Genomic DNA, 21,857 nt, shown 5'->3' with positions numbered 1-21,857 from the left:
ACTTTAAATCAATAATTTAGGGGTAAAACAAGATGGAATTCAGCAGCAAGCCAAACTATTTTTTATTTGCACAATTACTGATTCGTCATATTGAAAATTACGTCAAAAAACACGCTGATGCACAAAATGCAATTTTTGATCTAAGAGATGTTTATGAGCTTTTCCGCCAAGATCTTGCCGCAACCACGACAAATCTAGAAGGGATTTTAAATATCGCGGATGAATATCGTATTGATACCATTCAAGGTGACCAAAAAATCATTAGCAGTTATAAAATTGACGCTGAACAAAATAGCTTATTGATTGACTTTAATCATGATGCATTACAAGCATTGCGAGACAGCAAGCCAATCATTGCGCCTGATGCGACGCTTCAACAATAAGATCTAGACTGGACAACATCCAGACATAAAAAAACCACCGAAATTTTCGGTGGTTTTTTTATTTGAAACTAAGCCTCCAGTCCACAATAGCATTCTTCTTATTCATCTAGTATTCCACACTACACAAAATCCAAGGATCGCTGTCCTATGGCGTCGTGCTCGAAGCTGATGACTTTGTCGAACCCAGTATCGCATGCTAGGTTGATGGCATGGATCAGTTTACTGACTACAGTATCGACCAACACCACCAATGGCCTTTGAAACCGAAGATGCAAAAATAAACCTTGATCATTCGTAGTGACTTCAAAATCTTCTGAAAAACTCGATTTATACAAGATCATTAATACCTGTGATAATTTCTGCAATTAAATCAATGCTGATGGTTAATACGATATCCCAGGATTCACAATCCTCCCCGATCAAAATATAAATCTCGCCATCATCAGCTTTTTTCCAATAAACTGGGCTGTTGGCAGATTCTCCTGCCTTTATATAAGCAACAGAATCTGTTGTTATTTTTTTCAATTCTTCCACTTGGTCAATTGAAATATAAATATTAATCTCAATAAATTGGTTGGCAATTTTTATTATAAATGCTGGATGCCCATTTCCATTAAATGCATGGTCAATAGTAATATCAAAATTAGCGTCCACCATTCAAATTTCCTTAATGAATATTATCAACATCAATGCTCAAGCTATTCAGTTTGGTCTGCGTAATTATGCTTAGAAGGTCAATAAAGAGTACGTTTTGATGTTCCGATAGATATCGTTATTTTTACATAACGCGAATATCATACAAATGTAATATTTTATCTGCATTTATCGGTGCACAAAAAACAGCATATAAATCTGATTCAGAATCATCAAACCATAATTGGACCTCAATTATATGTTTATTAACACGATCTCCTTTGAGAGAGAAAACCTCTGTATCCTCCAGTACATCGTCAGGGATTTGTGTCATTTTCACAAATCCACTTAAATGCGCAAATTCATTTACAGCAACTCTATATTCATTTGCCGTTGATGGATAGGCCAGTTTATTTTTCACCAATTCCTCATAGTCATCAGAAATCATAAGCGTCAATATTTTTATCATTGATTCTTTATATATTGGAAATTCTCTTAGAAAAATATTTTTATTTGTCATTTTCTGATCCCAACTTCTCGCATTGTCGTGGATGGAGTAATTCCAATCTTCTGAAAATATAGATCAAAAGGCATCCAACATTTTTGAGTGAATTTTTGTATTGAACGTCCCTTCTCCCGTTGGGAGAAGGTTAGGATGAGGGTGGTTTTATCTTAAATAATGACCTTAAAGATGATTGATAAACCAAGTCAAATAGCGCTTAATTGATAATATTTAACAGCATGATTTAACAGTTAAGCTTTTTTCTTTTTAAAACGCTCTACAGGCCAAGACATAGTAAATCTTGCACCACCCAAATCTGAGCTTTGATCGACTTCAATCGTCCCACCAAACCAATACGCAATACGACTCACAATTGAAAGTCCTAAACCATATCCACCTGAAGCACGGGTACGGCTATCATCTAAACGTGCAAATGCTTCAAACACACGTTTACGGTCTTCCTCTGGAATCCCCGGACCATCATCTTCTACACAAACATAGGCCATATTGGTCTGGTGATTGACACCACCACTGATATTGACTTGATGATCACAGTAACGTATCGCATTTCCCACCAAGTTTTGCACAACACGATGTAAATAACGACGTTCTGCATCCACAATAACATCAGATGAAAGTGGGTTGAGATGAATAATCTTTTGCGTTTTTAATGCTTCGGTTTCTACCGCAACTTGCTTTAATACATCAATCAATACAATTTTTTCAAAATCTAATGATGGTGTACCTTGCTCTAATTTCGCATAGGTCATGATTTCATCAATCAGCGTATTTAACGCTTCGATGTCTTTATCAATCATCTCGACTTGTTGCAAACGATATTCATGGTCATCTTCATCTGCCAGCATTTCCATACCAAAACGGATTCGCGCCACAGGTGTACGTAACTCATGTGATACCGCACGCATTAACTCACGCTGTGCTTCAATCAAACGCTGTATATGGTCAGACATGCTGTTATAACTGGTGGCCAGACTGGCCATTTCGTCATAACCCTCAACAGGTACACGTTGCGACATATCCCCTGTTCTCATCACATCTAAAGCTTCATTCACCTGTTTCAACTTGCGTTGCATCGGCACAATCAAGCCATACACCCCCAAACAGAGTAAGAACATACTCAGCAATGTAATTCCGGCTGCCAATTTGACCGGCATCCAGTTAAACATTGGAACGGGGCCAAGCACCAACACATCTGTAGGTGAGTTTGGTAAGGGTGAAACAATCGAAATGGTGGTACCACGTACAGTTGCACTGTCACGCCATAAAATCACACTTTGATCTGATCTTAAACGACCAATTTGCTCGGAATCGAGATTGAGCTGAGAAATCTTTTCCACACCAACATGATAAGAGAAATGTTGTTGAATTTTCTTAAGATATTCTTGTTCTTGACCGGGATAATAGACCAAGTAATCCAGAATAAATACTGGAAGCGCCTTCATTTGACGTTCGCCAATTTGATCGACTTTGATATATAAATAGTGTTTAGGGTCATTTCTGATCCCTATCACCAGATAGGCAATCCCTTGTTCTGCATCATAACGCACCACTGCTTTTTGACTTTCTATACGTTTTTCTTCAGTACGAGATAAGTCAACTTTTCGTGCTTCGAGATAATAAATGGGAAGTTCTAATAGATCAGACGCATCTGAAATCCAATCTAGGCGCTGCTGTTCAGTTTGCTGACGTGCCACACCTTCACTGATCACAAATGAAATTCCATCTGTGAGAGACTCACGATATTCCTGCGCACGTTGATAATTAATTATTTGGACAAGTAAATATCCAAACAAGGCAACCAACACAACAAGAATGACTAATCCTGCATAGATGCGCAAAAATATACTGTGTTTAGACACGCAAACTAACCTTCTTTATGCCTGTCCTGTAATGGACAAGCATCTTAGATGACTGACCCATCGTTTATAGACCAGTCTCTTTAACAAACAAATAACCTTTACTACGTACAGTTTTAATACGTTTCGGATTTTCAGGATCATCACCAATTTTTGGACGAATACGTGAAATACGTACGTCAATCGAACGGTCTTGACCGTCATATTCAATACCACGGAGACGTTCAAAGATGTCTTCACGCGACAAGATACGGCCTGCATTCGATGCCAATAACCAGAGTAGATCATATTCAGCACTAGTGAAGTCAACCAACTCACCATTGAGTGTCACTGAGCGACCGCCATTGTCGATCACAAGATCGTCAAATTCAATACGCTGTGCAACTTCATCTTCAGGCGCTTTGTCTGTACGACGTAATAATGCACGAATACGCGCAAGCAAGACACGTGGTTGAACAGGTTTAGCAACATAGTCGTCTGCACCCATTTCTAAACCAAGAACTTGGTCCATATCTTCAGTACGTGCAGTCAACATCAAAATCGGTTGATGATAATGTGGACGAACTTCACGACAAACGGTTAAACCATCTGCACCCGGCAACATCACATCCAACACAACCAAGTCTGGTTGTTCAGCAATGATGCGGCGAATCGCACGGTTACCATCTGGCTCTACCCCAACTTCCAATCCATTGCGAATTAAGTATTCCTGAGTTAAGCGAGCTAGGCGCTCGTCATCTTCAACAATCAGAATCTTTGGTAACTTTTCTTCTTGGCTCATCTATTTGCCCCTATATTTGATTTTGGAGTCTGCTACAAATCTCGCAGATTCAACACACTATGTTTTGCAATATACACACGTTTACAATGTAAACAAGACCTCATTCACCAAACTGATACATGAGCGTATCAATTTGTTATATTTTTATTAACTATTGAATTGTAGGCAGTTTTATAAAATCAATACACATCATTTTTAAATTTCTTTAAGACAATCAATAGCTGGACTAATTTTTATACAAAATATTTCATTGTTCATATTCTGTCTCATCAGTTTATCGTTTTTTGAGTTATCCACACACTTATCTATAAGCACTCTGCGGAGTCTTTGCTATGCTATGTGCTTGTCTCATAAGGCATATAACAAAAATGACGCTTTGAGGTAAAAAGATGCAAATAAAAATTTACTTTTCAGGGATAAAATATTCTTGAAATGTCAATATTGATCTACCCTTAAAATTACCGTATCTTGTGTTCTAAATTAAATTAAACCACTAAGTATTGTGTTTAGTCCTCAAACATCGTGACAACAAATTTTGCAGTTTGTCCGATTCAAATGGTCCATAAACATAACAATGATGACAATGGAGCTACGCTGACAATGAACGCCATTACAACCCCTGGTCAACTACAAGTGATTAAACGCACTGGTGATGTTGCCGCTTTTGATGCAGATAAAATCTCTGTAGCAATTGGTAAAGCTTTTTTGGCTGTAGAAGGTCAACAAAGTGCAGATTCAAGCCGTATTCATGATCGCATCACTCAGCTCACAGAGATGGTGATGAATACTTTTAATCGTCGTTTACCTTCTGGCGGAACAATTCACATTGAAGAAATTCAAGACCAAGTTGAATTGGCGCTTATGCGTACAGGCGAACAAAAAGTTGCACGTGCATATGTGATCTATCGTGAACAACGTTCTGATGCACGTAAACAAACTGGTGCTCATCATCACCCAACCTTACAAATCACAGATGCGAACGGTCAGCTTCAGCCTCTAGATTTGGGCAAACTTCAAGCCACGATTGAAAAAGCAAGTGAAGGCTTAGAAGGCATCAATGTTCAAGCCATTGTCGATGAAACAGTTAAAAACTTATATAACGGTGTAAAACAGTCAGACATCTCAACCACGATGATGATGGCGACACGTACCCGTATCGAACAAGAACCAAACTATACTTATGTAACTGCACGCCTATTACGTGATGACTTGGTTGCGACAGGTTTAAAATTCTTAGGTTTAGCCACAGATACCATCGAAGGCGATGCGCTCGAAACTTATTTAAACAAAGGTATCGAGCTTGAGCTTCTCTCTCCTGAGCTTTTAAACTTTGACCTTGCAAAATTGGCAGCTGCGATCAAACCAGAACGTTCAAACCAATTTACCTATTTAGGTTTACAGACGTTATTTGACCGTTACTTCATTCATTCAAATGATGTACGTTTCGAACTTCCGCAATTGTTCTTTATGCGTGTTTCAATGGGACTTGCATTAAATGAAGAACAGCGTGAAGACCGTGCAATCGAATTCTATGACTTATTGTCTAGCTTCGATTATATGGCGTCTACACCGACCTTGTTTAACTCAGGTACGTTACGTCCACAACTGTCGAGCTGTTACTTAACCACCATTCAAGATGATCTTTATGACATCTATGGTGCGATGCGTGACAATGCCCTTCTTTCTAAATGGGCTGGTGGTTTAGGCAATGACTGGACCCCAGTGCGTGCCTTGAACTCATATATCAAAGGTACCAATGGTAAGTCACAAGGTGTTGTACCTTTCCTTAAAGTTGCCAACGATACTGCTGTTGCAGTAAACCAAGGTGGTAAACGTAAAGGTGCAGTATGTGCATACCTTGAAACTTGGCACTTGGACATTGAAGAATTCCTAGAGCTTCGTAAAAACACTGGTGATGACCGTCGTCGTACCCACGACATGAACACGGCAAACTGGGTTCCAGATTTGTTTATGCAACGTGTGATTGAAGATGCTGAATGGACACTGTTCACACCATCTGAAACGCCTGATTTGCATGATTTAACTGGCGGTGAATTTGCTGAGCGCTATGCTTACTACGAAGGCATTGCAAAAGAAAACAACATGCTACATAAGAAAATCCGTGCGAAAGACTTATGGCGCAAAATGTTATCGATGTTGTTTGAAACAGGTCATCCTTGGATCACATTCAAAGACGTATGTAACTTACGTTCACCACAACAACACGTAGGTGTAGTGCATTCATCTAACTTATGTACTGAAATCACTTTAAATACCAATAAAGATGAAATCGCAGTATGTAACTTAGGTTCAATCAACCTTGTACAACACGTTCAAGGTGGCGCATTAGACCGTGAAAAATTAGCGCGTACAGTTAAAACTGCTGTTCGTATGCTCGACAACGTAATTGACATCAACTACTACGCAGTTGAACAAGCACGTAATTCAAATATGAAACACCGCCCTGTCGGTATGGGTATCATGGGCTTCCAAGATGCTTTATATGAATTGGGTATGGGTTATGGTTCTGATGCAGCGGTAGATTTTGCTGATGAATCAATGGAAGTGATCAGCTACTACGCGATTCAAACATCAAGCGACCTTGCTGTTGAACGTGGTGTGTATTCAACATTTAAAGGTTCATTGTGGGATCAAGGTATCTTGCCAATCGACTCTTTAGATATCGTTGCAAAATCACGTCCAGAGCGTATGTTTGAAGTTGACCGTACTCAACGTTTGGACTGGGATACATTACGTACTAAAGTTCAAAAAGACGGTATGCGTAACTCAAATGTGATGGCGATTGCACCTACAGCAACCATTTCAAATATTTGTGGCGTTTCACAGTCTATCGAACCGACGTTCCAAAACCTTTATGTAAAATCTAACCTTTCTGGTGAATTTACAGTGATTAACCCGTACTTGGTACGTGCGTTAAAAGATCGTGGTCTTTGGGACTCTGTGATGGTTAACGACTTGAAACACTTTGAGGGTTCAGTACAAAAAATTGCACGTATCCCTGAAGAGTTAAAAGCAATTTTTGCAACTGCATTTGAAGTCGATACACGTTGGATCGTAGATGCTGCATCACGTCGTCAAAAATGGATCGACCAAGCACAGTCATTGAACCTTTATATCGCTGGTGCAAATGGTAAGAAACTAGACATCACTTATAAGATGGCTTGGTTACGTGGTCTTAAAACCACTTATTACCTCCGTGCATTAGGTGCAACCTCTGCGGAAAAATCAACCATTAACACGGGTGCTTTAAACGCAGTAAAAGCAACAACTGTTGCTGCACCAGTGGCTGCGGTTGCTCAAGAAATTAAACCTGAAGCACCTGCTGAAGAAGATGGTTTCGCTCAAGCAGCACCAGTACCACAAGCATGTTCAATCGACAATCCAGATTGTGAAGCTTGTCAGTAAGTAATTCTCCCCAATCCTCAAGGGGAATAAAGTCCCCCTTTTAAAAGGGGGATTTAAAAAAATAAGGCAATAAAAAAGCCCTCTAGCGTCCGCAAAAACTAACTAGAAGGCTTTCAATCTCGAAGTGATACCAAGATGGTCACAACGAGGCTGGCATATGATAATGCGAGGTTGATTCTATCATTGAATTAGCTATCGAGCCAGTAAGAGTCATCTTGATTTTGTATTAATGAGGTACTAAGCCATGACGACTAAAGCTGCTCGAAGTGCGATTACTGGTCAATACGTAACTTTGGAATATGCAAAAAAGCATCCAAGAACTACCGTTATTGAAAAAGTAAAGCTAACTAAATCATCTAAAAAATGATTTAAAAAAAGAGCCTTAATTTTTTAAGGCTCTTCTTAAAAACTATTTAGGATTAAGAAATGTTCCATTTAAGTCATAACTATGAGTTAGGCGTAATCGTGCTGATCTTAGCCTTTTTAGTTTTTTACGTGCCTGCGGTCTATGCATTCTTTGCGATCCGTAAGCAGCAAAAGCGTAAGCAAAATAAGTAGTGTGGGTATCTGTTCTTTCGAACAAGAACAAAACAACTATCGGCAAAACTTAATTTTGCTTGCACAGAATAAGCGTATAGTAGTGACATCTTCCATTGTGAGATGTCGAACATAGATATTAACAACGAAGAGAGAACAACGATGTCTATCCTAAGTTGGGACGATTTTGAAGATGATGAACAGAAACAAGCTGCACAAGCTCACCAGCCTGCGCCCGTCGAACAGAAAAAAACGACTGATTCGCAAGTGGTATCTGATACAAAGCAGTCATCGCAGAATGTGGCAACTACACAATCCGCTGGAACCTATACAGCAAGATCAACAAATCCAACCGATTCGTTGGCAAGAGCATCTCACGCCTTAGAAAAGTTAGACGTTGCACCTGGCTTAGAAGAGCTTGAAATGGGTGCACAACGTGTACAAGTTGATGATAAAGCCATGATCAACTGTCGCGCTGACTTAAACCAACTTGTACCGTTCAAATACGAGTGGGCTTGGCAAAAGTATCTAGACGGGTGTGCAAACCACTGGATGCCACAAGAAGTTAACATGAACCACGATATCGCACTTTGGAAGTCTGAAAATGGCTTAACCGAAGATGAGCGTACCATCGTGATGCGTTCATTAGGTTTCTTCTCTACTGCGGATTCTTTGGTTGCAAACAACTTGGTATTGGCAATTTACCGTCACATCACCAACCCTGAATGCCGTCAATACATCTTACGTCAAGCATTTGAAGAAGCGATTCACACGCATGCTTACCAATACTGTATCGAATCTTTAGGTATGGATGAAGGCGAAGTCTTCAACATGTACCGTGAAGTTCCATCAGTTGCTCGTAAAGCGGCTTGGGGCTTGAAATATACTCAGTCTTTATGTGATCCAACCTTCCAAACAGGTACACCTGAAAACGATCAAATCTTACTGCGTAACTTGATTGCATTCTATTGCGTACTTGAAGGGATCTTCTTCTACTGTGGTTTCAGCCAGATCTTGTCTATGGGTCGTCGTAACAAGATGAATGGTGTTGCTGAGCAATTCCAATACATCTTACGTGATGAGTCTATGCACTTGAACTTTGGTATCGACATGATTAACCAAATCAAGATCGAAAATCCAAACTTGTGGACTGCTGAATTCCAAGAAGAAATCATTCAGATGATTCTTGAAGGTACTATGCTTGAAATCGAATATGCGCGTGACACAATGCCACGTGGTGTATTGGGTATGAACGCAGCGATGATGGAAGAGTATTTGAAATTCATCTGTAATCGTCGTTTGGCACAGTTAGGTTTACCTGAACAGTTTGCTGGTGTAAATAACCCATTCCAGTGGATGTCTGAAATGATGGACTTGCGTAAAGAGAAGAACTTCTTTGAAACGCGTGTAACTGATTATCAAACTGGTGGTGCGTTGAGCTGGTAAGCTTAAGCGTTGACGCTGAATGACAGATAATGCGAGATTTTTGACACATATTTCGAGATTGTTACAAATTTAATCAGCTATGCTAAAGCATAAAAAATAGAGCCTAATGGCTCTATTTTTTATTGAAAATTAAGCTTGGAATATAATTACAAATCCTTATGTGTATAGAATTCATTTAGAAAATCTTATTTCCAAAAATCTCCCCAAATTTTCTCTGAAATCTTTAAATACAATCTTTGTCTTTGATCAAGATAGCTTTTAACGAATAGCTCTTTATTACCAGCATTTTTTAATACATCAACCTTACAAGATTGAAAACTCAATTTGAATATATTTTTAGAATTAGTGAAATTTGGATTAATAAATGTACCCTCATTTAAAGAATATGTTAAAAAAAATTCTTTCAAATAATGAGAAATTTTTTCATAAAAGACATATCTCTAAATGATTGATTAGTTCCATTTGGAAGTAGTATTAATTAACCTATTCGTGATATAAAACTTTAAGAAGCTCAGGATAGAGTTAGAAAATGAGTTATCAGAGGTCAAAGATAAGTATAAAAAGCAATGGTAATCCTCCCATAAATAACCGAAGTTAAAAGTAGCAAGAATATTGAAAGTAATTTACTTGATTTTTATTAAATAATTTTAATAAAAATCAATCTAAATATTCTTTTAGTTATATTTGAAATTGGCAAGGAAGATAATATGGAATTGAGATACAAATTTTCAGAAGATCACTTTTTAGAGTTATGTTTGAAAAATCTTGCACGAAAAAAAACAACAGTTTTTGAAGATTTATATGAAACTATTAGACACTTTCTGAGCACTCCTGATTCAATCGTGATCACGGATGTAAGGCATAGATTTTACCCTGAATATTATGATGCCCATTTATCTCTACAAGAGTATATAGACACGGGGAAATTGATATTACCTTATGTTGAATTCGATATGAGTAGTGATATAAACACTGATCTTGAGGTTACGGACATCAAGGTTCCTTCGTTTGTGACCTTGAATGATTTCCAATATGGCGGTGGCATTACTCAAAAATTTAAAATCAAGAATACTAAGCTGAAGACCAAAAACAAAACATCAATACGGCTTCTTTCTATCGAAATTCCACTAGATTTACTAAAAAAACTCTATTCACAAATAACACCACCGATTGAGTTATTACCGTCTAAATTGGGTGTTTGGGAATGGCGACAAACTTTTTATAACAAAATAACAGGGGAAAGTTTCTTTTGCTCATGTTTTAAGGATACTCTTGCTAAAGCTCAAGTTCGTCAGGTGGTACTACACACTCACCTTAAACATTCGTTAGAATATAAATCTTTTAAAGATTCGATTTGCCACATCTGTACCAATACCAATTCAGATTTAATCTATTGCCACAAAATGTATGGCTCAGCTTTTAAGGCCAGATATGGTGCGTATATTGCTAAACATGCTTTACAGGAAGGTATCAGTGAAAGAGATGCGGAAAACTACATCAGAGGTTTAAAAGGTGTAGCAAGAATAGGTGAAAAGTGGGTCAATGAAACCTTATTGTTCAACTATATCAATCTGCTATTTCCGCAATACTCAGTTCAAAGAGAAACATCACCAAGTTGGTTGAATCGACAAAGGTTTGATGTCTATATCCCTGAGCTAAATTTAGCGATTGAGTACCAAGGGCAACAACATTATATAGCTATCGATCTGTTCGGTGGAGAAGAAGGGTTAAAACGGACAAAGCAAAGGGATAAGGAAAAGCTTCAACTCAGTAAAGCGAATGGTGTGGAGATTATCTACTTTAGCTACAAGGAGAATATAACTGAAAAATTAGTGCAAAATCGGCTAAAGAGTTACCTTAAAGAAGATTATTAAAGACTGAGTTCAAAGTTAAGATAAATATAAAAACATGGGAAATCAATTAAATGGGCAATTGTGTTAAGTGAGACTTGATCTGACAGACACAATAAAAATGGGTAACTATCAGATCAAGTTCTAGTTAGTACACTTCATGCATATTTAAATGCAGTCCAATAACTTTATATTCACTTTTCAAAAAGTTCAAAAAAAGGAATATATTCAATCTCTCTTGGAATTAAAGGCTCGTCATCAGGTCTTAGTACTATTCTTTCGATATCATTAACCCCAACTTCCCAAGCATTTTTAATAATAAGCTCTTTCTTTTCAATAGAAAACTTTTCAAACTCTGGATATGGATAAAATTGACCATTAAAAAATGCGCCAAAACTTAACTTGTATGAGCCATATTTCTCATATTCTTTTTCAAAGTTACTCCAATTTTGATTGGTAGTGGGCGTCATCTCATGAATACGGCTAAGCATAGTCATAAGTTTATATTTATCATTAGTCATAATATTTTCTGACATCAAAACTCTATAATGATATGGATTATCTTTAGATATCCCCCTTATTATAGAAAACCTAAGTCTTTCCAAATTATCAACCTGACCTAATTGCTCGTATAAATCCATAAAGACACTTTCCCCTCCTGCTTTCTTAAAAATCAAACAGATAATAGGAGGGCTATCCACGAAACACATAAAAGCTAAACCGTACCATCCTGCTTCATCCCATAATTCAGGTTTTATAAGAGTAGTAATAGCAATTTGATCATGGCGTATAGAATCTAAGTTTTCAAAATTTGGAGCATTTTTTTGATCCCCCATCTGGATTTTTTTAGCTTCATTTTGTATATTTTTAGGATTTTTCTCATCCCATGGTAATTTTCTAATTAGTTCGAATCTAGTTCCTTTATTACCATTAAGACAATCTACGAAATTTTTATGAGCATCTCTTCCCATAACATTATAAATCGCACCAAAACATGTACTAAAAGCAATTGATCTCGTAATTGATAAGTCATTTTTAAAAGATGATTCGTAAGCGTCCGCTGAACACACCTTATGAATTCATCCTATAAGCCTTAATTTAGTCCCCACTTAAAAACAAGTGGGGACTAAAATTTATGACTACAAATCACCAGACATCCATCGCATCTCTTGCGAAAAAACGAAGAACATACAGTGCTGAATTTAAACAGCAGATCGTTCAGGCTTGTAAAGCACCGGACGTTTCAATTGCTTCGGTCGCTTTGCAACATGGATTGAATACAAATCTTGTATCCAAATGGATTCGCTTAATTGATGGTAAGCCAGGGAATGATCGCTCACCACTACCGAATAAACCTGCATTTATTGCCTTATCTTGCTCTGCACCATTAGATCCTACTCCTACTGACATGTTAACGGTTCAAATTACTTTACCCCACTCAAAAGCAGAAATTGGCTTGAAATGGCAGACATCAGAAATACCTGCCTTGGCAGAATTACTCAAGGCACTTGCAACATGATCCGCATTGATGAAATCTGGTTGTCTACTCAGCCCATGGACATGCGTGCAGGTATGGATACGGCCATGGCTCAGGTGGTGAGAGCCTTTGGCTACATCAAACCGCATTGTGCTTACCTGTTCTGTAATAAACGTGGCCATCGCATGAAAGTGCTGGTACATGATGGACTGGGCATCTGGCTGTGTGCCCGGCGTTTGGAACAGGGTAAATTTCACTGGGCTCAAGTTCACCAAGGTGAAACCGTGGCCCTCAGCCCGGAACAGTTACAGGCATTAATCCAAGGTTTGCCCTGGCAGAGAATTGGATTGCAGCAAGTGGTGAATATGCTCTAAACCAAGCTCGACCATTCTGCCATCCTCCAAACGTTCTATTTCATTATCTTCATGACCTCAGGCATACTGCGGTCATGAATACGCTGCCTGACTTAAGCCAACTGACCCATGAACAACTGCTGGAATTCACCAGACAGTTGGCGCTGCAGCATCAGTCTCTAGCACAATCAAACCAGCAATTAGATGCCAGAGTTCAACATCTTGAAGTCACCAATCAGCAATTAGATTCTAAAGTTCAACATCTTTCTATTCTCAATCAAAAATACGAGCATGAGCTCGCACTATTTAAACAGCACAAATTTGGCAGTAAAAACGAACATCTCACCGCAAAACAAATCCATCTGTGGGACGAAGCGGTTGAAGAGGATATCGCAGCAGTTGATTTGGAACTGGAGCGGCTGAATGCAGATAAAACCGATGCAGCGACACAGAAAGCCAAAACCAATAAACCTAAACGTCGACTGCTACCCGATCATCTACACACCATCCGTATTGAGCATGAACCTGCATCAACCCAATGCAGTTGTGGCTGCCAGTTACGTCGTATCGGCGAAGATATCAGTGAAAAACTGCATTTCAGACCGGCACAGTTCTATAAGGAACAGCATGTGCGTGGCAAATGGGTCTGTGATCAGTGTGACACCCTGACTCAGCAAGCGATGCCCGCCTATGTGATTGATAAAGGCATTGCTTCACCTGAACTGCTCAGCCATGTGCTGGTATCGAAGTATGCCGATCATTTGCCGCTGTACCGTCAGCGCCTGATCTATCAGCGGGCGGGCATTGATCTGTCCAGATCTACTTTATCTGACTGGATTGGTCGCTGCGGTGTGGAACTGGAACCTCTGGCGAATGCCTTAAAACAGGTGGTGCTGCAACAGCGGGTGATCCATGCCGATGAAACACCAGTCACCATCATGCGGATGGGTGATGATGAGAAAAAACCGAAGAAAGGTTATGTCTGGGCCTATGCCACTACACAGTACAATCCAGTTCAAGCGGTGATCTATGACTTTCAGGATAGCCGTTCAGGTCAGCATGCAGAAGAGTTCCTGAATGGCTGGCAGGGCCATCTGGTCTGTGATGATTACAGTGGTTATAAAGCACGCTTTAAATCAGGCGATGTCATTGAGGTGGGCTGCATGGCGCATGCACGTCGTAAATTCCATGAGCTACATGTGACTGGGAAAAGTCAGATCGCTGAACAGGCATTACTGATGATTCAGAAACTGTATGCGATAGAAGCAGAACTCAGGAAAAAGACCGATGGTACAGCGGAAGACCGCCGCGAATACCGACAACTGCATAGTCAACCAGTGATGCAACAACTATATGAATGGCTCAACCAACATCATCTGACAGTGCCATCGAGTTCTCCCACCGCCAAGGCCATCAATTACACTCTGAAGCGTTGGCCAGCTTTAAGCCGCTATCTGGATGATGGCAATCTACCTATAGATAATAATTGGGTGGAAAACCAGATGCGACCTTGGGCGTTGGGACGTAAGAATTGGCTATTTGCAGGTTCGCTGCGCAGTGGACAGCGAGCGGCAAATATCATGACTTTAATCCAGTCAGCAAAGCTGAATGGGTTGGATCCGTATGCCTATCTCAGTGATGTGCTGAAAAGGCTGCCGACGCATAAAGCGACCCAAATAGAAGAATTACTACCACATCGCTGGAAATCCAACTCAAATTAAAAAATAGGCATGGGGTTCAGCGGATGCTTACGATGATTCTAAAAAATTATCAATATCAGGAATATGATAGACCTTAACCAAACATTCTATTATGAATTGGACAGACCATTCAAAAAATATCTTTTGCCTATTTTGATCTAAATACTCCCATTGAAAAGAAGAACAGAAAATATCTACCCCCCATCCTTTCGGAGATTTATTAAACTGATGTGTTATGGTGCAATTTTCATCATCGTCCCCGATAATATTCATGCTTAACGAACTAATTTTGGTAAGAATATTCTCAATTGGATTTGTCGAAAAAAAGTTTTCGATTGTAGTCAAAATAGATTCTGATAATTCAATATAAGGAGAGCGATTTGGGAAATGAACTTTAAACTCACATCCTGCTACTTTTGTTGTGTAAACATTAGACTTTCCTAATGTCGGTAAAATTTTGGATGTAGGATGCTCAATATCTGCATCTCTTATCAATATAAGAGTACTTTCATGATCATCAATATCTGAAACTTCAAACTCTTCTTTGAATTTATCTTCATAACCTAAAAGGTAGATTAAGACTCCATATGAAGAGAAAAACCCAAGCTTATCTAGAAAATCAGGTAAATATTCGAATTCTTTAATTTGTTCCAATGAACAATTTAATAATAAATGTGCAATACAACCATCAAAAATAGTTATTTTATCCTGACTAATATAATTATCATCAATAGCATTTGAACTTAAGAAGGCTAATTCTGCCCAATGTAGGGATTGGGGAATCCTTCCCAACTCCAACTCTTTCCATGCAAGTTGCCAATACACTTTTATAGCTGAGGGTAAAATCAATTGTTCTTTATGAAAATAATTCGCTAGAAGGGATGCTGAAAATAATAAACTTCCTCTACTTGCCCATTTAAGACCAACTTCTGAATATGCTTCAGATAATAATAAATTTGCATAAGCCATTTCATCATATGTTTCTTTTTTATTTAAACCTGCAAAAGCTTTACCTAAAAATTTAATCGCTAGGTAAGGCTTATTATCTTTTAACCGCTTTAAACCACGGTTAAGTTGCAATTCCGCTGTTTTGACCTCACTAAGTCGTAAACCTGCTTGCTCAGTGAAATAATCTAAAAGATCTTCGTACTCTTCATACTTATCAAAAATTATATCTAACTGTTTAAATAGATTAAAAAATTTCTCAAAAGGAAAACCTATTAAGTTACTTCCTAATTGACAATTTTTCAGAGTGATGTGTGCTGAGAAAACAGGAGGTTTTAACTTGGTAAACTATAGACACTCATCAGGAGTTTACCATGAGCAAGAAACAGAAGACTTACACCGCAGAATTTAAAGTTGAAGCAATAAAATTGATTGAAGCCAATCAAGGCAATGTATCGGAAACAGCCAGACAACTTGGCATTTCAATGCAAACTCTTTCAAATTGGAATAATAAAGCAAAGACTGGCACCTTAGCAGGCACTAAACAATATTCACCTGATCTAAATGCCTTACTCGAAGAAAATAAAAAGCTCAAACAACAGCTCAAAACAGCTGAAATGGAACGTGAATTTCTAAAAAAGGCAGCAGCGTACTTTGCGAAAGAAAGTCAGTAAGGTACGCCTATATGAAACAGCAAAGATATTTATTCCCGATTAGCTTTATGGCTAGATTACTTCACGTTTCAGTGTCACGATTTTATGATTGGCTAAAACGAGGCATGAATAAAAGATTGGTTCAGCGAAATCAACAGACAATTTTGGTCAAAATAGCTCATGAGGAAACTAAACAAAGCTATGGCTATATTCGATTAACTAAGCATTTACAAGCGCAAGGTATCAAAATCAGTACGTATGCTGTACGTCAAATAAAAAAGCTCAACCAGCTGTATTGTAAGCGTCATAAGCGTTTCAAAAGAACTACGAAGAGTGATCATAATCGAGCGATCTACGCAAATTTACTAGAGCAACAGTTTTCAATGACTAAGCCCAATCTTGCATGGTCAAGCGATATTACATACATTTGGACTGCTGAAGGTTGGTTATACTTGGCAGCAGTAAAAGACCTGTACACGAAACAAGTGGTTGGCTATAGCTTAAATGAGCGTATGACCGCACAACTTGTTTGCAATGCACTGACTATGGCGATTCGTAATCAAAAACCAACGAAAGGCTTAATTATTCATTCGGACAGAGGCAGCCAATATTGCAGCCATGAATATCGAAAGATACTGGAAAAATGTGATTTTCAAGGTTCAATGAGCAAACGTGGGGACTGTTACGATAATGCACCGATTGAAAGTTTCTGGGGCATACTCAAGAATGAATTAGTGCATCATTGCAACTATAAAACCAGAGATGAAGCTAAAGCAGATATTACAAAATACATTGTGTTATTTTATAATCAGCGAAGAATTCAAAAGAGTTTGGATTTTAAAACGCCAAATCAAATAGCAGAGAACTTTTATCGGTTAGCTGCCTAGCATATCCCAAGTGAAAGTCTCCTGCTAATTCAGCACATATCAGAGTTCTTATTAATAATTCTTTGCAATATTCATCATCTTGGAATTTAAAAATTAATTGTAATAAATCTAAGTGAATAGATGCCATCAATGAATTACTTGGACGACTTTCATCTTTTGATATCTCATCCAATACGCTGATGGTATGTTGACAAATATTGTCTATATCTACATTGCGCTGTATATCGTCTGAGTAACTATATCTTCCATAGTAAATTGTTAATAAATTTACTAGCTTTTCCCAACTTTCTGAGTTTGTATTACCATTGAGACTTTCAAAGGTTAGCTCTAAGTTATCCTCAAATATTGAATAATCTTCAAACCACCAATGAGCAGCCCAAGCATACTGATAATAAGCTTCTAATTGTTGATTCGATGTGCCGAACTTCTTGGCAACTCGTATAGCCCTATCAAATAGACCCTGAGTATTAATTATAGCTAATTCTAATTCCTTACTCAAAATAGCTACCTCTAGGAAATAATCTACTTGCTCCAATGAAATCTTAGATGGATCCACTGTTTCTTTAATGAGCTTATTAAGTCTATCTAATTCTTTTTGTTTCTGATAATCATCAGCACTTAACTCAATTTCCCGTTTATAAGATGTAGGAATACTTAGTGTAGCAATTGCTAGAAACTCTAACTGATTCTTATAAATTTGATCTAATATCCAACTTAAATCCAAAATACGTATATCTATTGAATATTGCTTATTTAATTCATCTTCTAGTTTGCTTCTTTGATCAGCTTTAATTGATTGATTGGTTATACAAAATATTTTTAAATAGCCTCTATCTGTTTCGATAATTTTTTTAACATCTTTTTTACACTTGGATTTCCAATCTTTTTGGGTGCTTACAGCAAACGCCCAACGCTCCTTGTGAGCTCCCTCATTCACCCCCTCATACCACAATAATTGGTTCTGTGATGATACAGGAAATGTTTGAGTATCTGTTTTTCCATCACCACCAGCAACAGGTCCTGTTTGCTCCAAAAGATTTGGACAAATAATCTTTTCACATATTTTTTTTGCAAATGTTTCAAATTCTAGTTCTTGGCTACGTATATTAAGTGTAGCTAGATAATGCTCTAACTGAACCCGATCCAGTGTTCCAGATTCAACTACAATAGAGCTAGAAAACTCTTCTGGTCTTCTATCTTTTAAAAACTCTTTGGCAGAAAACTCTTTTGAATATTGCATCACACACCAAATATTAAAATTTTATTTAATTTATAATAACTTACATAGATTTTAAATCAATTATTGAATAGCCACTAATTTTATAGACACCTTTGAGTTAGATTGGTGACAATTTTTTTGGTCACCAATCAATCCGTTAATAATAAAATAATTGAGCTAAAAAATATTATTGGTTAATTATTACTCGTAGCTTTACACCACTAATTTCATCTATATATGCTGCCGTAGCACCAATCACAGTCAATTGATCATCAGAAATTTTCTTTTTGGAAATTGCAGGTTGAACAATAGCAATACCTAGCTGAAAGTCAGCATACCTTGCAATTTTTGCTAAGTTGATTAAGTCCTCGAACTTTCCTTTATCGATTCTAGAAGCTTTACCTTGGCTCAAACGATCTCGTTCTCTTTCCATTAAACGCAAAATTAATCTTTCTTTATCTGCAAACCACTTAACACTTTTTTCTGCTTGCCCTACAACTTGGTATACATCATCAATTCTCGCACCTGGTTTAGCTACTCCATCTTTTTTAGAACAATATTTACAATGGAATAAGTCTATGATTAGTTTATTATCATCAATATTCTTTATTGCGACGATATCAGCAATTTCACCTGCGCCATCATCATCAAAAATAAAATCATAGTCATTCATAACTTTGTTAATCGTAGAATATTGAATTGAATGCTTTAGCTTACTTTCTGTTTGTGATTCAACGGATATATCAACACCCTGCCAGTCCCAGTCTTCCGTATTATTAATGTCATATTTGTAAGCATAATTATCATTAGGGTAATATCTAAAACCACCATCGATTATTGAAGTATCTCTCAAAAAGAGCGTCGGAGGATTTTCCTCAAAGAACTCAGCAATTGAATATAATTGTTCGCCTATTTTGATCTCCAGACTATCTTCTGAATGGAAGACTACTTCTCCACGACTTTTAATCCTCATGGAAATTTTACTAAGTCCATATTGTGTTCTTAAACAGAACTTAAGCTCTTTCAGATCTAAATTCTGCTCATCACTAAAAATTAGGTCACAATTTATTAATGATTCTTGCCATTTAGTCGTTTTAACAATTATTTTCGATTCATTTTTTCTAAGAATTTCTATTGGCCATTCAACAGCAAGTACCTGAACATTTGGAAACTCTTCCAACTCCTCAGTTTGCATGGCTGTTTTCATAACATCATTTGTATTAATAGTATCGTCTAGTATTTTAGTACCCACTCCTTTGCACCATGCTACCCACTGGTCTAAAGAATCACTATCCATTGCCCAAATTTTACCTTTATATGAACAGCCAATACTTACAAGCTGACCATTTTCATACCCTTTACCAAAAATATTCGATTTAGTTGCTCTATTTGCCTCTATGTCGGGAATTTGATCATTAATTTCTGTTCCCGTATGCATGGAATAACGTAGCCCCTTCTTATTTTTATTAAGACCAACATTTTGAAGCTTTAATCTTTTTAAATGAGCCAATGCTCTAAATATATATTCTCCTTTGATCTGAATAGCATCTTCCGCGATTAGTTGCATTAATCTCTTGACTAATCCATCTTTCGAAGAGGAATGGATAAAAAGTAAATCTGTATCCTTGTCATAGAAAGCAATATATAAATCCCATGATTCATCAAAAAGCTCCTTAGAACTTGTCCAGCCTACGGGTAGATAAGACTTAACAGAAAAAATCAATGTATCCTGTTCGTCATTAATTACTGAATCTACGATCTGAAACTGTTTATTCCCAAACTCACTAAACCGCTCTGGCTTCCATTTAGCAAACTTCATCTTATAAATAGTAGTACTTATACTCGGAGTTAATCCTAAATCTAATAATTTACTAGGTTCAGAAAATTCCTCTCGAAATGCTTGATACTCTTTTTCATTTTTAATTTTTCTAGAGCTAATACTGCTAATTACTGTATTCCAGTCTGAATCTTCTTTATAAAGTTCTTCCAAACTTTCATTGACATTAGGATTGGCAATATTTGCAATAAACTTGGCATCACCAACATTCTTAGTCGTTCTTGTAAATCTACCCGTAAATTGGAGCATTACATTGATACTTTTATGGGGGTCATGAATGGCTGAAATTTTCAACTGAGGAAGATCGAATCCCTCTCCAAGCATATTTACACATACGATGATCTTATGTTCTCTATTTCTAATTGCTTTAAGAACTTCTGCTTTCTTCTTAGTTTTACTATCTATTAATACAGGTTTAAGATCTGTTTCTTTCGAATATATACTGAAGATATCTTTAGCTCGCTTCATAGATGAAGCTCTAGCCATAACTATGTGATCTAACCCATTTTCTAAATCTTCTCTTAATAACAATATAGCTTGCTTAGCTATCGCCTCATCCGATTTTTCTTCAACAAATTCTCGTACAGGATGAAAAATGATAGGTTTGAAATATCCTTCCTCTTGTGCCCGTTTTAAAGGGTAATTGAATATTATTTTTCCTTCTACCCTTGAACCATCACTTCGGAATGGAGTGGCTGTAAATTGAAAGACTGATTTATCTCTAAATTGTGATTTAATCCTTGCCCAAGTAGAAGCCGTTACATGATGAGCCTCGTCAACTATTAAATGTGTACATTCACTAGTAAGCTTATCAAAAAATTCTTTTGAAAATTTTGATAATGAAGCCGCAGATGCTATTAAAACATTAGCATTTAATATTTTGGATAATTCTTCCGTATTAGTAATCCCATGTTTGATAGTTGAAACTACTGGATTAAGAATATCATTCGTAACTAGACCTAATTCTCTTAATAAACCAAGTTCAACAAACTTAGTTTTTGTCTGCTCTCGTAGGGCATCTGATGGAACAATAACAAGAGTTTTTTTAAACTTACCGGCTACTACAATTGATAGAATCGTTTCAGTTTTACCTGTGCCCGTTGGCATAACAATTGTCGCTGCATTTTTCTCATCAGATTTTTCATAGCCCAGAGCTGCAAATATTCCACCTAATTGTGGTGGTCTAAGTCCAATAACTCCTAAAGCTTGATTTTCTTCAATAAAAATCAAATTAGACTTCAACCATGATTTAAAAACTGAATCGGGTGAGTGCTCATGATCATTGAATGACAGCTTAGTTATCGTACTTTTCCCTACTTTAAACTCTTCTAATTGCCCCATATAAACTCAC

18 protein-coding genes are annotated in these 21,857 nt (G+C 37.4%); 10 read left to right on the top strand and 8 right to left on the bottom strand.

Features of this window, described 5'->3' with window-relative positions; genetic code table 11:
- Positions 1-32: 32 nt before the first annotated feature.
- The gene (locus ACZ5QH_RS04135; protein ID WP_004722847.1) at positions 33-383 is read left to right on the top strand and encodes a hypothetical protein; all 351 of its coding nucleotides are present in this window, start codon (positions 33-35) and stop codon (positions 381-383) included.
- A gap of 327 nt (positions 384-710) precedes the next feature.
- Here ACZ5QH_RS04135 and ACZ5QH_RS04130 read toward each other — a convergent pair whose 3' ends face one another.
- From ACZ5QH_RS04130 to bfmR, 4 genes are all read right to left on the bottom strand, one after another.
- Entirely contained in the window at positions 711-1,040 is a 330-nt protein-coding gene (locus tag ACZ5QH_RS04130) for a hypothetical protein (protein ID WP_303577076.1), read from the bottom strand.
- Positions 1,041-1,161: 121 nt separating this feature from the next.
- Positions 1,162-1,536 (bottom strand): DUF7668 domain-containing protein, encoded by a 375-nt coding sequence (locus ACZ5QH_RS04125; protein WP_303577075.1) that lies wholly within the window; start codon positions 1,534-1,536, stop codon positions 1,162-1,164.
- A gap of 233 nt (positions 1,537-1,769) precedes the next feature.
- Positions 1,770-3,398, bottom strand: coding sequence for a sensor histidine kinase BfmS (bfmS, locus tag ACZ5QH_RS04120; protein ID WP_004722852.1), 1,629 nt, complete (start codon positions 3,396-3,398; stop codon positions 1,770-1,772).
- 64 nt (positions 3,399-3,462) lie between these two features.
- Positions 3,463-4,176, bottom strand: coding sequence for a response regulator transcription factor BfmR (gene bfmR / locus ACZ5QH_RS04115; RefSeq protein WP_004722855.1), 714 nt, complete (start codon positions 4,174-4,176; stop codon positions 3,463-3,465).
- A 555-nt stretch (positions 4,177-4,731) separates the two neighbouring features.
- On the opposite strand from bfmR, the gene ACZ5QH_RS04110 reads away from it, so the two are divergent.
- The 5 genes from ACZ5QH_RS04110 to ACZ5QH_RS04090 all read left to right on the top strand — a co-directional run bounded on the left by ACZ5QH_RS04110 (position 4,732) and on the right by ACZ5QH_RS04090 (position 11,459).
- Entirely contained in the window at positions 4,732-7,602 is a 2,871-nt protein-coding gene (locus tag ACZ5QH_RS04110; RefSeq protein WP_303577145.1) for a ribonucleoside-diphosphate reductase subunit alpha, read from the top strand.
- 244 nt (positions 7,603-7,846) lie between these two features.
- The gene (locus tag ACZ5QH_RS04105; protein WP_303577073.1) at positions 7,847-7,969 is read left to right on the top strand and encodes a hypothetical protein; all 123 of its coding nucleotides are present in this window, start codon (positions 7,847-7,849) and stop codon (positions 7,967-7,969) included.
- A 59-nt stretch (positions 7,970-8,028) separates the two neighbouring features.
- Positions 8,029-8,160, top strand: coding sequence for a preprotein translocase subunit YajC (locus tag ACZ5QH_RS04100; RefSeq protein ID WP_004722859.1), 132 nt, complete (start codon positions 8,029-8,031; stop codon positions 8,158-8,160).
- A 141-nt stretch (positions 8,161-8,301) separates the two neighbouring features.
- On the top strand, positions 8,302-9,585 hold the full coding sequence (locus tag ACZ5QH_RS04095) for a ribonucleotide-diphosphate reductase subunit beta (RefSeq protein WP_004722861.1): 1,284 nt from the start codon (positions 8,302-8,304) through the stop codon (positions 9,583-9,585).
- Between the two features lie 707 nt (positions 9,586-10,292).
- Positions 10,293-11,459 (top strand): PDDEXK family nuclease, encoded by a 1,167-nt coding sequence (locus ACZ5QH_RS04090; RefSeq protein WP_303577072.1) that lies wholly within the window; start codon positions 10,293-10,295, stop codon positions 11,457-11,459.
- A gap of 170 nt (positions 11,460-11,629) precedes the next feature.
- On the opposite strand, the gene ACZ5QH_RS04085 is transcribed toward ACZ5QH_RS04090, so the two are convergent.
- On the bottom strand, positions 11,630-12,505 hold the full coding sequence (locus tag ACZ5QH_RS04085; protein WP_464016774.1) for a hypothetical protein: 876 nt from the start codon (positions 12,503-12,505) through the stop codon (positions 11,630-11,632).
- Between the two features lie 65 nt (positions 12,506-12,570).
- On the opposite strand from ACZ5QH_RS04085, the gene tnpA reads away from it, so the two are divergent.
- The 3 genes from tnpA (at position 12,571) to tnpC (ending at position 14,986) form a co-directional block, all read left to right on the top strand.
- Positions 12,571-12,954: an IS66-like element accessory protein TnpA gene (tnpA, locus tag ACZ5QH_RS04080; protein WP_034589178.1), complete on the top strand. Its 384-nt coding sequence runs from the start codon at positions 12,571-12,573 to the stop codon at positions 12,952-12,954.
- Positions 12,951-13,286 carry an IS66 family insertion sequence element accessory protein TnpB gene (gene tnpB, locus ACZ5QH_RS04075; RefSeq protein ID WP_068523813.1) on the top strand — a complete coding sequence of 112 codons (336 nt, stop codon included), beginning with the start codon at positions 12,951-12,953 and terminating at the stop codon, positions 13,284-13,286. The genes tnpA and tnpB overlap by 4 nt, the downstream gene beginning before the upstream one ends.
- A gap of 74 nt (positions 13,287-13,360) precedes the next feature.
- The gene (tnpC, locus tag ACZ5QH_RS04070) at positions 13,361-14,986 is read left to right on the top strand and encodes an IS66 family transposase (protein WP_068532879.1); all 1,626 of its coding nucleotides are present in this window, start codon (positions 13,361-13,363) and stop codon (positions 14,984-14,986) included.
- A 27-nt stretch (positions 14,987-15,013) separates the two neighbouring features.
- Here the strand turns inward: tnpC and ACZ5QH_RS04065 are convergent, their stop codons facing one another.
- Positions 15,014-16,045 carry a hypothetical protein gene (locus ACZ5QH_RS04065; RefSeq protein ID WP_464016773.1) on the bottom strand — a complete coding sequence of 344 codons (1,032 nt, stop codon included), beginning with the start codon at positions 16,043-16,045 and terminating at the stop codon, positions 15,014-15,016.
- 239 nt (positions 16,046-16,284) lie between these two features.
- On the opposite strand from ACZ5QH_RS04065, the gene ACZ5QH_RS04060 reads away from it, so the two are divergent.
- Positions 16,285-17,450 (top strand): IS3-like element ISAba21 family transposase gene (locus ACZ5QH_RS04060; RefSeq protein WP_085947552.1). Its coding sequence is split into 2 segments (ribosomal slippage): positions 16,285-16,543 and positions 16,543-17,450, totalling 1,167 coding nucleotides; the frame shifts between segments, so codons are not numbered across the junction.
- Here the strand turns inward: ACZ5QH_RS04060 and ACZ5QH_RS04055 are convergent.
- Together ACZ5QH_RS04055 and ACZ5QH_RS04050 are read right to left on the bottom strand one after the other, a co-directional pair.
- Positions 17,401-18,690, bottom strand: a complete 1,290-nt coding sequence (locus ACZ5QH_RS04055; RefSeq protein ID WP_464016772.1) for a hypothetical protein — start codon at positions 18,688-18,690, stop codon at positions 17,401-17,403. The genes ACZ5QH_RS04060 and ACZ5QH_RS04055 overlap by 50 nt on opposite strands.
- Positions 18,691-18,856: 166 nt before the next feature.
- Entirely contained in the window at positions 18,857-21,847 is a 2,991-nt protein-coding gene (locus ACZ5QH_RS04050; protein WP_065993695.1) for a DEAD/DEAH box helicase, read from the bottom strand.
- Between the last annotated feature and the right edge of the window lie 10 nt (positions 21,848-21,857).

This window comes from Acinetobacter sp. Ac8 (genome assembly GCF_055392545.1).
This window is presented reverse-complemented; position numbering and strand designations above follow the sequence as displayed.

Excerpts from the sequence above, each read along its gene's own strand:
- tnpA (WP_034589178.1), top strand. The coding sequence starts at position 12,571 with ATGACTACAAATCACCAGACATCCATCGCATCTCTTGCGAAAAAACGA.
- ACZ5QH_RS04095 (WP_004722861.1), top strand. The coding sequence starts at position 8,302 with ATGTCTATCCTAAGTTGGGACGATTTTGAAGATGATGAACAGAAACAA.
- tnpC (WP_068532879.1), top strand. The coding sequence starts at position 13,361 with ATGAATACGCTGCCTGACTTAAGCCAACTGACCCATGAACAACTGCTG.
- ACZ5QH_RS04125 (WP_303577075.1), bottom strand. The coding sequence starts at position 1,536 with ATGACAAATAAAAATATTTTTCTAAGAGAATTTCCAATATATAAAGAA.
- ACZ5QH_RS04105 (WP_303577073.1), top strand. The coding sequence starts at position 7,847 with ATGACGACTAAAGCTGCTCGAAGTGCGATTACTGGTCAATACGTAACT.
- tnpB (WP_068523813.1), top strand. The coding sequence starts at position 12,951 with ATGATCCGCATTGATGAAATCTGGTTGTCTACTCAGCCCATGGACATG.
- ACZ5QH_RS04100 (WP_004722859.1), top strand. The coding sequence starts at position 8,029 with ATGTTCCATTTAAGTCATAACTATGAGTTAGGCGTAATCGTGCTGATC.
- ACZ5QH_RS04090 (WP_303577072.1), top strand. The coding sequence starts at position 10,293 with ATGGAATTGAGATACAAATTTTCAGAAGATCACTTTTTAGAGTTATGT.
- bfmR (WP_004722855.1), bottom strand. The coding sequence starts at position 4,176 with ATGAGCCAAGAAGAAAAGTTACCAAAGATTCTGATTGTTGAAGATGAC.
- ACZ5QH_RS04135 (WP_004722847.1), top strand. The coding sequence starts at position 33 with ATGGAATTCAGCAGCAAGCCAAACTATTTTTTATTTGCACAATTACTG.
- ACZ5QH_RS04050 (WP_065993695.1), bottom strand. The coding sequence starts at position 21,847 with ATGGGGCAATTAGAAGAGTTTAAAGTAGGGAAAAGTACGATAACTAAG.
- ACZ5QH_RS04055 (WP_464016772.1), bottom strand. The coding sequence starts at position 18,690 with ATGCAATATTCAAAAGAGTTTTCTGCCAAAGAGTTTTTAAAAGATAGA.
- ACZ5QH_RS04130 (WP_303577076.1), bottom strand. The coding sequence starts at position 1,040 with ATGGTGGACGCTAATTTTGATATTACTATTGACCATGCATTTAATGGA.
- ACZ5QH_RS04110 (WP_303577145.1), top strand. The coding sequence starts at position 4,732 with ATGGTCCATAAACATAACAATGATGACAATGGAGCTACGCTGACAATG.